Here is an 11,831-nt window from a genome sequence, read left to right as displayed (position 1 = left end):
GATGAAACGCCCACGTCCCCCCGTGGTCGCCGTGACGCTACCGGATCTACGTCAGCCTGATCAATCCCTTAAACGGCCAGCACTCGTGCGATCCGCCACATCGACGACGATGCCCGCCGGCGCCGAGCGGCACCGACGGGCGTCAATCGAGAAGATCTCGCAGGTCAGGAGCCCTCGCCCAGCCGCGCCAGCTCCTCGTCGATCACGGACGGGTCGAGCTTGCGGAAAACCGGCTTCGGAGCGCTCAGTGACGTGCCCGCCACGAGCGGTACCGACTCCCAGCGCGCGCCCACCGTGTAGTCGCCCGTCAGTACCGGGTACCCCGGGCCGCCGTCCAGGTCCTCGACCTCCTCGATCCGCGGCATGGGCGCGTGCACGCCCTCGCCGCCGAGCAGCTCGAACACCTTCTGCGCGGAGTGCGGCAGGAACGGGGTGAGCAGCGTGTTGGCGTCACTGACCACCTGGAGCGCCACGTGCAGAACCGTGCCCTGCCTGGCCTTCTCCTCCTCCGACTTCAGCTTCCACGGCGCCTGCTCGGAGAGGTACTTGTTGGCCTCGGCCACCACCCTCATCGCCTCGCCGATCGCCGCCTTCTGGCGGTGCTTGGCGATCAGCTCGCCGACCGTGTCGAAGCCCGCCTTCGCCACCTCCAGCACAGCGAGATCCTCGGGCGTGAACGAACCGGCCGCGGGGATCTCGCCGAAGTTCTTCGCCGCCATCGAGATCGACCGGTTCACCAGGTTGCCCCAGCCGGCCACCAACTCGTCGTTGTTGCGCCGGACGAACTCGGCCCAGGTGAAGTCGGTGTCGTTCGACTCCGGACCGGCGGCCGCGATGAAGTAGCGCAGCGCGTCGGCGTCGTAGCGCTCCAGGAAGTCGCGCACGTAGATGACCACCCGCCGAGACGAGGAGAACTTCTTGCCCTCCATCGTCAGGTACTCACTGGAGACCACCTCGGTGGGCAGGTTCAGCTTGCCCAGCTCACCCGGCTCGCCGGCCTTGTCGCCCGCGCCCGAGTAGCCGAGCAGCAGGGCCGGCCAGATCACCGAGTGGAAGACGATGTTGTCCTTGCCCATGAAGTAGTAGCCGAGCGCGTCCTTGCCCTGCGCGTCCGACGACCACCACTGCCGCCAGGCGTCCGGGTCGCCGGTGCGCCGAGCCCACTCGATGGAGGCCGACAGGTAACCGATGACCGCGTCGAACCAGACGTAGATGCGCTTGTCGGCGCGGTCCCGCCAGCCGTCCAGCGGGATCGGCACACCCCACTCGAGGTCCCGGGTGATGGCCCGCGGCTGGAGGTCGTCCAGCAGGTTCCGGGAGAACTTCAGGACGTTGGGCCGCCAGTTCTCCCGCTGGTCGAGCCAGCCGCCGATCGCCTCGGCGAACGCCGGCAGGTCCAGGAAGAAGTGCTCGGTCTCGACGAACTGCGGTGTCTCGCCGTTGATCCGGGAGCGCGGGTTGATCAGCTGCTCCGGGTCGAGCTGGTTACCGCAGTTGTCGCACTGGTCGCCGCGGGCACCCTCGTAGCCGCAGATCGGGCAGGTGCCCTCGATGTAGCGGTCCGGCAGGGTCCGGCCGGTGGACGGCGAGATGGCGCCGAGGGTGGTCCGGGCGACGATGTAGCCGTTCCGGTGCAGACCCTCGAACAGCTCCTGCACCACCGCGTAGTGGTTGCGCGTGGTGGTACGCGTGAACAGGTCGTAGGAGAGCCCGAGCCCGTGCAGGTCCTCGACGATCACCCGGTTGTACCGGTCGGCGAGCTCACGCGGGGTGACCCCGTCGGCGTCCGCCTGGACCTGGATCGGCGTGCCGTGCTCGTCGGTGCCGGAGACCATGAGCACGTCGTGGCCGGCCATCCGCATGTACCGGCTGAAGACGTCGGAAGGGACCCCGAAACCGGAAACATGACCGATGTGGCGCGGGCCGTTGGCATAGGGCCAGGCGACCGCGGCGAGAACGTGACTCATGGTGCTCAAGCGTAGTGACCGCCGACCGTGAGCTGCGAACGGATTGCCACCCGGCACGCTGGAATGCTGTTTTGTCCCGACACGCCCGATTGGTGCCGTGCGCCATGCCCGCTCGCGGCGTTCAATGATCAGGTGACCGGAGACTCGCCGCAGCCCGGAGAACCGCATCGCGACCAGGGCAACCCGTGGACCTTCGCCGACCCCGACACGGCCTGGTGGCGTGACGAGGCCGCCGGGGAGCCGGCCGAAGCCGGCGGTTCACGACTGGCCACCGCGGGCGAACTCATGATCATCGAGCCGGACGGGGACGGTGCCTCACGCGTACCGGAGCGCGTACCGGAAAAGGAAAGCGACGACCGCAACCGGCCCACCGTCGCCCTCGCCCCGCATCGCCCGCCGGCCGCCTCGCCGGCGGTCGCGGCACGCCTGGAACGGATGGAGAACTCGCCGTTCTGGCTGAGCGAGGAGGAACGGGCCGCGCGAGCGGCCGCTCAGGCCGCGCGCCGGACCGGCAAGCGCCGCACGTCACCGGCGAGCAATCCGGCGACCGCGCTGCTCGCCCTGCTCACCTTCGGCCTGATGGCCGCCTTCTTCGGGTGGGTCAGCGCCGAGCCGTTCTGGCTCGCGGTGGGGCACGGGGACAAGGGGTACGCGACCACGACCCGATGCCACGGCAGTGGGCTGACCCAGCGCTGCACCGGCCGGTTCGCCGCCGGTGACGGGCAGTTCAGCGTGTCACCGGTGACCCTGCTCGGCGTCTCCGGCGACGGCCGCCAGGCCGGCGCGGTCTCCCCGGCCCGGATGGTCAGCCGGGGCAGCACCCAGGCCTACGCCGCCCCCGCCGGACTCCTCATGCACCTGCGCTGGGCGCTCGGCTTCCTGCTGGTGCTGATCTGCGGTTACGGCATCGCGGAGACGACCGGCGCGCGCCGGCTCGAGTCCCGGCGGGCCCGTCGCCGGGCGGTGCTCGCCAGCGTCGCCGGGCCGCTCCTGCTGCTGGCCGGATTCCTGATCGCCGCCTACTGAGCGCTGTGCACCAGCGTGTAGACGTCCCGCTTCTTCAGGCCGTGCTCGTCGGCGACGGCCTGGATGGCGTCCCGGCGCGTGGCACCCGCGGCCTCCCGCCGGGCCACGGCCGCCCGCAGTTCGTCGTCGTCCGGCCGCTCCGCCGGGCCGGCCGGCGCACCACCCACCACCAGGGTGATCTCGCCGCGCGGCTGGCCCGCCGCGGCCCAGGCGGCCAGTTCGCCGAGTCCGCCGCGGCGTACCTCCTCGTAGGTCTTGGTCAGCTCGCGGCAGACCGCTGCCGGGCGATCCGCGCCGAAGGTCGCGGCCAGATCCTCCAGCGCGCCCACGATCCGGTGCGGTGCCTCGAAGAGGACCAGCGTGCGTGGCTCGGCGGCCAGCTCCCGCAGCCGGCTCCGGCGTCCCGATCCGGAGCGGGGCAGGAACCCCTCGAAGACGAACCGGTCGCTCGGCAGGCCGGACAGGGCGAGCGCGGTGGTCACCGCGCTCGGCCCGGGCGCCGCGGTGACCGGGAAGCCGGCCTCCAGCGCGGCCCGGACCAGCCGGTAGCCCGGGTCGGAGACGCTGGGCATGCCGCCGTCGGTGACCACGGCGACGACCGCTCCGCCGGCCAGGGCCTCGACGAGTTCGGGCGTACGCCGTTCGTCGTTGCCCTCGAAGTAGGAAACGATCCGGCCGCGCACGGTGATGCCGAGGTCCCGCGTCAGCCGGGAGAGCCGCCGGGTGTCCTCCGCGGCGATCACATCCGCCGAGGCCAGGACCTCGCGCAACCGGGCCGAGGCATCGCCGATGTTGCCCAGTGGCGCACCGGCCAGCACTACCCGTCCGGCGCTCTCTTCGTGGTCCAGCATCGCAAAAGTCCATCACATGGCAGGACGCGGTGATGGCGGGCATCGCTTCCCAGTCGTACGGCCTACGATCGCGGGGTGACGACGGCGACAGCTGAGACTGATCTCACCACCGCGGACTCCCCCGCCGAGGCGGAGTCGTCCCCAGGTGTGCGGGTTGTCCCCACCATCGTCCGGCGTCGCCTGTCGACGCTGGACCGGCGCTTCGACCCCTACTCCTGGCTGGTCACCGCGGTCATCGTGACCATCGCGGCGATCCTGCGCTTCGCCGGCCTCTCCAAGCCCAAGGGCTACATCTTCGACGAGGTGTACTACCCGACGGACGCCTGGGACATGCTCCAGCACGGCGTGGAGTGGGACGAGGCGGCGGGCTCCGCGGCGTACGTGGTGCACCCACCGCTGGGCAAGTGGCTGATCGCCGGCGGGGAGTACCTGTTCGGCAACAACGAGCTGGGCTGGCGGTTCTCCACCGCGGTCGCCGGCACGCTGATGATCCTCATCCTGATCCGGCTGGCCTACCGGCTGTTCCGCTCGATCGTGCTGGCCGGCATCGCGGGTCTGCTGATGACGCTGGACGGCTTCCAGTTCGTGCTGTCCCGCACGTCGCTGCTCGACATCTTCCTCGGCCTGTTCATCCTGATGGCCTTCGCCGCGATGGTGCTGGACCGCGACCACTACCGGCGCCGTTGGAAGCGTGCCCTGGAGAGCGGGTTCGACCCGGCGACCACCCCGTCCGTACCGCGGATCGTGCCGTGGTGGCTGCTGGTGGCCGGGATCTCGTTCGGGCTGGCCTGCGGGGTCAAGTGGAGCGCCCTGTTCTTCGCGCCGTTCTTCGCCGCGCTGGTGATCACCTGGCGGGTGCAGGCGCGCCGCTCGGCCGGTGTCCGCGGCCCGTTCCTCGCCGGCATCCTCGGCGACCTGGGCTGGCTGGTCCTCAGCTTCGCGCTGACCGTCCTGTTCTACCTGGCCACCTGGATCGGGTGGTTCGTCACCGACAACGGCTACTTCCGGCACTACCGGGCGGACAACGGCTGGAGCGAGCCGCCGATCCTCGGGGCGCTGCTCAACCTGGTCCACTACCACTCCGAGGCGTACCGGTTCCACAGCGGCCTGGACGAGGGGCACATCTACCAGTCCTGGCCGTGGCAGTGGCTGCTGCTCGGCCGCCCGGTGGCCTTCTACTGGAACGGCAACGGCAACTGCGGTGCGCCGAGCTGCGCGGCCGAGATCCTGCTGCTCGGCACGCCGATCCTGTGGTGGTCGTTCCTGCCCGCGCTGGCCGCGCTGGTGTGGCTGGGCATCGCCCGGCGTGACTGGCGGGCGTACGCGATCTTCACCGGTGTGGTCGCCGGCCTGCTGCCCTGGTTCTACTTCGCCATCGCCGACGGCCGCACGATGTTCTCCTTCTACGTGATGCCGGCGCTGCCGTTCCTGATCCTGGCGGTGGTCTACGTCCTCGGGGCGATCATGACCCCACCGGGCGGGATGACGTCCGGTGCCAACCGCTCCGATCGGCAGCTGGTGGGTGCGGTCGTGGTGACGACGTTCGTGGTGCTGGTCGCGCTCTGCTTCGCGTACTTCTATCCGGTCTTCGTAGGCAACCTCATGCCCTACGACGACTGGTCGGTGCGCATGTGGCTGGGCAGCCGCTGGATCTAGGTGCTTCTTTTCGGTACGGGTGACCGTCCGTCCCGGACGGTTTCACGCCGTCCCGCCCTGCCGCGCGACCGGGTGCCGCTCCAGGCCCCAGCGCGACCGCCGGGACCATGCACGTGGTCGGCCCGGCGGTCGCGCTGCGGCCTGGCGTGGTGCCTGGGTCGCGCGGCAGGGCGGGACGGTCCGATTTCAGCGGGACGGTGCGGACTCGTACCCCAGCGGGGTGAATGCGGAGAGCGTCGCGCTGCTCGCGGGTCGTGCCGCGGCGCGCTGCCTGCTCGCGGGATCGTCGGCGGCGGGCGCCGGAAATAAGGGCGCGCCCCGATCGCCTGCCACGGGGGAAGCGGGCGATAGGGGCGCGCAACATGGAGCTTAACGAGGTCGGATGAGCGGCACAACGGGTGCCCCGACAAGATTGTTCGTGTCGGTCCGAGCATCGCAGCGATTCGGACATTAGCCTCTTAGTTCCCTTAAGGGTTTAATCGCTTCGCGAAGAATGCTCGATTTCCGAGTCGGGAATGCGACAGCAAACTGCTTTGGATTTCCGCGTAACGTCTTTTGACCACGCGCCCCGCCGCAGCTCAGCGAAGCGGCGATCGAGCCGGGCAGACAGGCAGCGACCGGGTCAAATCCTTAGACTCATCATTTCGTCCTATTTCAGGGGATCAGTCGGCCGTCCCCCTTGTGAGTGATACGTGCCAAGATCGCAATAAATGTTCCTAAGCTCGCCGCGTGACTTCGCAGGAACCACCAAACCCGCCAACCGCCGACACCGACGTGCCCGTCACGAAAGTGATCGCCGTGTCGACGCCCGAACCCGTGTTCGTCGACTCCACCGGGCGGCGCAGCCGGCTGCTTCGGCGCATCGCGCTGGCATTCGGTGTCCTCGTCGTCGCCTACGGGGGACTGCTGAGCGTCAGCCTGGCCGGTGGCCCGGTGAGCTCCAGTGCCGTGTTCCCGCTGCCCGGCCTGAACGACGAGCGGGACGACGAGCCCGAGCCACGGCCACAGCCCAGCCCCACCCCGAAGCCGGCTCCCAGCAGCACCCCGCAGCCGCGCTACATCCCGGAATCGCTGCAACGCCGTACCGGGTTCGTGGAACCGCGCCGGATTCCGTCGTCACGGCCGGCGAGGTCGGCCAGCTCCAAGCCGGCGAGCAAGTCCCCGACCCCGACGCCGACCACCACGAGGACGACCGAGTCGACCACCACCAAGCCGGGCTCCAGCGGGCCGACCTCCGGGCCGAGCACCGGTACGAGCAATCCGCCCGGGGTGGAGGTGCCGCCGAACCCGCCGGGCGCCGGTGGTGGGAGCGCCGGCGGCGGCGAGGTAGCACCGAACCCCCCCGGTACCGAGAGCGGGGAGGTGCCGCCTGACCCGCCGGGCACCGGTGGTGCGGGCGCCGGAGACGGCGTGCCCACCTCGAACCCCGAGCCGGCCCGGCCGGCCACCACCGTCCGGCCGACGCCCCCGCCCGCTCTACCGCCGGCCGGCGGCGAACCCGCGCAGAGCGCCACGCCGGCCCGGGCGGCCCCGTGAGTGGCGTACCCACCCGCCGGGCCCGTGCCCGGCGGCGCATCGTGCCCCGCCCGCGCGTCATGCTCGGCATCCTGCTGATCGCCTTCTTCGTGGCCGTGCTCGTCGTGCAGTCCTACATCAACGCCGAGTTCCGGGGCGACCACGTCCCGCCCGGCGTCGGCGACCAGACTGGGGTGCCGAAGGCGATCCTCGAGGGCGGGCCGGTCATCAACACCACCGGCGGGCAGGAGAGCACCAGCCGGCTACCCGAGCGCACCATCGCGCTCACCTTCGACGACGGTCCCCATCCCGAGTGGACGCCGAAGATCCTCAAGGTGCTGCGCGACAACGACGCGCACGGGACGTTCTTCGTGGTCGGCTCCCAGGTGGCCCGTCACCCGAAGCTCACCAGGCAGATCGTGGCCGAGGGCAACGAGCTGGGCCTGCACACCTTCACCCACCCCAACATGCAGCGGCTCGCCCCGTGGCGGCGGGAGCTCGAGCTGTCCCAGAACCAGGTGGCGATCGCCCGGGCCACCGGTGTGCGGACCAACCTGGCCCGTTTCCCGTACTCCTCCAGGAACGCCGCGATCGACGAGGCGAACTGGAAGATCGTCAAGGAGGCCGGTGCCCGCGGCTACCTCGTCGTGGTCAACGACCGGGACAGTGCGGACTGGCAGCGGCCCGGAGTCGACCGGATCATCCACAACGCGACGCCGGCCGGGGACGACTCGGCGGTCGTCCTGTTCCACGACGCCGGTGGCGAACGGGCGCAGACGGTCGCCGCCCTCGCCGAGTTCATCCCGCGGATGAAGGCTCGCGGCTACCGGTTCACCACCGTCACCGAGGGCCTCAACCTGGGCCTCAGCGAGCAGGCCGCGGCGGCCGGTAAGGACCGGGCGGAAAGCACCGAGGTGGTCGCCCAGCTTCCGGTCAACCCGGAAGCACCGCGCAGCGACGAGTGGCGGGGCACGGCTCTGGTCTGGACCATCCGGTTCGCCGACGGCATGGTCACCCTGGTCGCCGCCCTCTTCGTGGTCGTCGGGTTGCTGACCATCGGGCGTACCGGGCTTCTGCTGCTGCTCGCCACCCGGCACGCCCGGCAGCGCCGCAAGCCGGGCTGGCGCTGGGGTCCACCGGTCACCGAGCCGGTGTCGGTGATCGTGCCCGCCTACAACGAGAAGGAGGGCATCGAGGCCGCGGTCCGCTCGCTGGCCTGCGGCGACTATCCGGAGATCGAGGTGGTGGTGGTGGACGACGGTTCCACCGACGGCACCGCCGACCTGGTGGAGCGGATGCGCCTGCCGAACGTACGGGTGGTCCGCGTGCCCAACGGCGGCAAGCCGAACGCCCTCAACACCGGGGTGGCCCTCGCCCGGCACGACCTGATCGTCACGGTCGACGGCGACACGATCTTCGAGGTGGACTCGATCCGGAGGCTGGTGCAGCCGTTCGCCGACCCCTCGGTGGGTGCGGTCGCCGGCAACGTGAAGGTCGGCAACCGGGACACCATGGTCGCGCTCTGGCAGCACATCGAGTACGTGATCGGCTTCAACCTGGATCGGCGGCTCTACGAGGTGCTGAACTGCATGCCGACCGTACCGGGGGCGATCGGCGCCTTCCGGCGGGAGGCGCTGGCCCAGGTCGGCGGGGTGAGCGACGAGACCCTGGCCGAGGACACCGACGTCACGATGGCGTTGTGCCGGGCCGGCTGGCGAGTGGTGTACGAGGAGAACGCCAAGGCGTGGACCGAGGCGCCGACCACGCTGGAGCAGCTCTACCGGCAGCGGTACCGCTGGAGCTACGGCACGATGCAGGCGATGTGGAAGCACCGGCAGGCGATCTTCGAGTCCGGCCCGTCCGGTCGCTTCGGGCGCGTGGGCCTGCCGTTCCTCGCCCTGTTCGGGGTGGCCCTGCCGATGCTCGCCCCGGTCGTCGACATCATGCTGGTCTACGGCCTGGTCTTCTGGGAGCTGTCTGACACGGTCACCGCATGGCTCGGCATGCTGGCGCTGCAGATGTTCACGGCGGCGGTGGCCTTCCGCTTCGACCGGGAGTCGATGCGGCCCCTGTTGCGCCTGCCGTTGCAGCAGTTCGCCTACCGGCAGCTGATGTACCTGGTGCTGATCCAGTCGGCCACCACGGCGCTGACCGGCGGCCGGCTGCGCTGGCACAAACTCAACCGGGCCGGGCTGGCTCCGCGCTCACCGAGCCCGGAACCGACCCCACCGCGGGGGACCGGTGTGGCACCCACCGTCGACAGCTGGCCGCCGGCTCGTCATCAGGTCCCGCCCTCGTCCCCGCGCTCGCCCGTGGGCCGGGCGGTGGCCCCGCCCGCGGTGCCCACGCAGCCCCGGCACTCCGCGGAACTTCCCACCGCCGGGTCCGCCCCGACGGATTTCGGCCCGGTCCCGGCCGGGTGGACACCCGACGAACGCAACGGGTGAACGCGGCCCTGGCCTCGGCTGTGCAGCCGGCCGAGGTCAGGGCCGAGCGGCCACGTCAGGCGACGGCCAGGTCGCGGATCAGCTCGGACGGGGTCATGTCCGCCTGCGGGAAGACGACGTGCAGCGAGGTGCCGTCTCCGGGCCGGTCGGAGAGCGCCACGGTGGCGTGATGGGCGTCGAGGATGCGTTTGGCCACGGCCAGCCCACGGTCCGGTCCCGGCACGTCGGCCGGGTTCGCGATCGCGCCGTAGTACAGGTGCGGGAACAGGTCGGGGCGTATTCCGTCGGGCATGTCCATGTCGTCCACGCGTACCGTCGGGCCCGACTCCATCTCGGTGCCCACCCGGACCCGGCCGCCCTCCGGCGTGTACTTCACCGCGGCGAAGAGCAGGTGCGTCAGCACCTGTTCGAGCCGGACCGGGTCGGCCATGATCGGCAGCGAGGGGCCGCCGGCCTGGTTGAGGATCCAGATGTGCTTGCTGGCCGCGATCGGCCGGACCGCCTCCACCGCCCGCTGGGTGACCCGGGTCAGGTCGCACTGGCGCATGTGCAGGCTGTCTCCGCCCAACCCGGCCTCGGCCATCGTGGTGAGGTGCTCGATCAGCTCGCGGAAGCCCCGGCAGTGTGCCGCGGTGGCCCGGCCGACCAGGTCCGCCAGCTCCATGTCGTGGAAGCCGGTGTCGCCCAGCCGCTCCAGGTACGACGACATCAGCCGCAGCGACGACCGCAGCTCGCCGCCGACCAGTCCGGCCAGGTCGTCCTTGCGGCGTTCCAGCTCCTGGAGCCGGGCCGTGGTGTTGGCCAGCGCGAAGGCGTACCGGCGCAGCTCCAGCTGGGCGGTCACCTGCCGGGCCAGCGCACGCAGCGCCTGCTGCTGCTCCATGTCCAGCCGCCGCGGCTCGGTGTCCAGCACGCAGAGCGTGCCCAGCGCGAATCCGTCGGTGGTGAGCAGTGGTGCCCCGGCGTAGAACCGGACGCCGTCCTCAGCGGTGACCGCCGGGTTGTCGGCGAACCGCCCGTCCTCCCGGGCATCCGGGACCACGAGCAGGTCCCGGCCGAGGATGGCGTGAGCGCAGAAGGACGCCTCCCGCGAGGTCTCGGCGACTTCCGAGCCGGTCTTCGCCTTAGCCCATTGCCGATCGGCGTCGACCAGGCTGACCATCGCCATCGGCGCCTCGCAGACGCCGGCGGCCAGTGCGACGATGTCGTCGAAGTCCTTTTCCGGCGGGCTGTCGAGGATGTCGAGCGAGTAGAGCGCCGCGAGACGCTCGATCTCGTTGTCGGGCAGGGGTGCTTTCATTGGGTCACCTCCGAGACTTGCTCCAGAGATACCACCAAAAAGTAGCAATTTTCGTCTTTTCGGTAGCTGATGGTTGATCCGACCTGCGCGGCGGTGTGACGTAACGGGCGTGACGGCCAAGATTTATTCCACCGGTCGTATGCTTCGCGGCCATGAGCACCGACCAGTTCGCCTGCGGCACGTGCGGAGCCATGCACAGCGGCCCCCCGCTCAGCTTCGCCGCACCGGCGCCGGATTTCTGGCTGCCGGAGATGGCGGACGACGACGCTTGCCTGCTGGACTCCGACCTCTGCGTCATATCCGGGGAGCGGTTCTTCATCCGCGGTCTGATCGAACTCCCGATCTGGGAAACCGGCGAAACCTTCACCTGGAGCATGTGGGTTTCGCTCAGCCGCCCCAACTTCACCCGGGCCGTGGACGTCTGGGAACACCCCGGCCGCGAAAGCGAGCCCCCGTACTTCGGCTGGCTCTCCAACGCCATCGCCGGCTACGAACCGACCACCCTGAACCTGAAGACCAACGTCCACACCCGGCCGGTGGGTCAGCTTCCCTATATCGAGCTGGAACCCACCGTCCACCCGTTGGCCGTGGACCAACGAGCCGGCCTGACGATGGACCGGGTCCGCGAGATAGCCGCGTTCCACCTACACCGCCTGGACCCCTGACAGCAACGGCAATGATCTTCGCCGATTGCCAGCGTTCCGGCGCGCTCATCGCGTCGGTCATGCTTACCGTTCTCGGCGTGGCCGCCCTGGTGGTCATCGTGGGTGCAGGCGGATGACAGCTCTCAGGATTGATCTCGGAGGCACTAGACACCTTTTGGGGTCAGGGTCCGGCTGAGGTTGGTGGGGATAGACCGGTTCCGGTGAGGTAGCCGTCGATCAGTCCGTGGCGGTATTGCATGCGTTTGAGGCGGTTCTTCACGGCGGTGGTCAGGTCGGTGGCGGTGCGCACGGCAAGGTTGGCCAGGCTGGCTTTCATCGTCGACCAGACCTTCTCGACCGGGTTGAGCTCGGGCGCGTAAACGGGCAGCCGGTAGACGCGCAGCCACGACCGGGCGGCGATCGCC

General features: G+C 70.2%; 9 protein-coding genes. 5 read left to right on the top strand and 4 right to left on the bottom strand.

The genetic code is table 11. The annotated features are described in order from the left end of the window. Positions 1–164: 164 nt before the first annotated feature. Positions 165–1,967, bottom strand: a complete 1,803-nt coding sequence (gene metG / locus I4J89_RS08815) for a methionine--tRNA ligase (RefSeq protein WP_196413384.1) — start codon at positions 1,965–1,967, stop codon at positions 165–167. A gap of 132 nt (positions 1,968–2,099) precedes the next feature. Between metG and I4J89_RS08810 the strand changes: the two genes are divergently transcribed. Further along, positions 2,100–2,993, top strand: a complete 894-nt coding sequence (locus I4J89_RS08810; protein WP_196413383.1) for a hypothetical protein — start codon at positions 2,100–2,102, stop codon at positions 2,991–2,993. On the opposite strand, the gene rsmI is transcribed toward I4J89_RS08810, so the two are convergent. After that, on the bottom strand, positions 2,987–3,844 hold the full coding sequence (gene rsmI, locus I4J89_RS08805; protein ID WP_196413382.1) for a 16S rRNA (cytidine(1402)-2'-O)-methyltransferase: 858 nt from the start codon (positions 3,842–3,844) through the stop codon (positions 2,987–2,989). The genes I4J89_RS08810 and rsmI overlap by 7 nt on opposite strands. Positions 3,845–3,919: 75 nt before the next feature. Here rsmI and I4J89_RS08800 point away from each other — a divergent pair, with 75 nt between their 5' ends. The 3 genes from I4J89_RS08800 (at position 3,920) to I4J89_RS08790 (ending at position 9,462) form a co-directional block, all read left to right on the top strand. Continuing rightward, the gene (locus I4J89_RS08800; protein WP_196413381.1) at positions 3,920–5,500 is read left to right on the top strand and encodes a dolichyl-phosphate-mannose--protein mannosyltransferase; all 1,581 of its coding nucleotides are present in this window, start codon (positions 3,920–3,922) and stop codon (positions 5,498–5,500) included. Positions 5,501–6,229: 729 nt separating this feature from the next. After that, a complete protein-coding gene (locus tag I4J89_RS08795) occupies positions 6,230–7,036 on the top strand; it encodes a hypothetical protein (RefSeq protein ID WP_196413380.1) in 807 nt (268 codons plus the stop codon). A gap of 59 nt (positions 7,037–7,095) precedes the next feature. Continuing rightward, complete coding sequence (locus I4J89_RS08790; protein ID WP_196413858.1) at positions 7,096–9,462, top strand: bifunctional polysaccharide deacetylase/glycosyltransferase family 2 protein; 2,367 nt, start codon at positions 7,096–7,098, stop codon at positions 9,460–9,462. A gap of 55 nt (positions 9,463–9,517) precedes the next feature. Here I4J89_RS08790 and I4J89_RS08785 read toward each other — a convergent pair whose 3' ends face one another. Further along, positions 9,518–10,762: a GAF domain-containing sensor histidine kinase gene (locus I4J89_RS08785; protein WP_196413379.1), complete on the bottom strand. Its 1,245-nt coding sequence runs from the start codon at positions 10,760–10,762 to the stop codon at positions 9,518–9,520. Between the two features lie 152 nt (positions 10,763–10,914). On the opposite strand from I4J89_RS08785, the gene I4J89_RS08780 reads away from it, so the two are divergent. Then, entirely contained in the window at positions 10,915–11,427 is a 513-nt protein-coding gene (locus I4J89_RS08780) for a DUF2199 domain-containing protein (RefSeq protein WP_196413378.1), read from the top strand. A 160-nt stretch (positions 11,428–11,587) separates the two neighbouring features. Here I4J89_RS08780 and I4J89_RS08775 read toward each other — a convergent pair. Further along, positions 11,588–11,831: transposase (locus tag I4J89_RS08775; RefSeq protein ID WP_196413377.1), on the bottom strand; the 244-nt coding region annotated here is incomplete at its 5' end.

The sequence above is a fragment of the Actinoplanes aureus genome, from assembly GCF_015704865.1.
Lineage (GTDB): Bacteria > Actinomycetota > Actinomycetes > Mycobacteriales > Micromonosporaceae > Actinoplanes > Actinoplanes aureus.
This window is presented reverse-complemented; position numbering and strand designations above follow the sequence as displayed.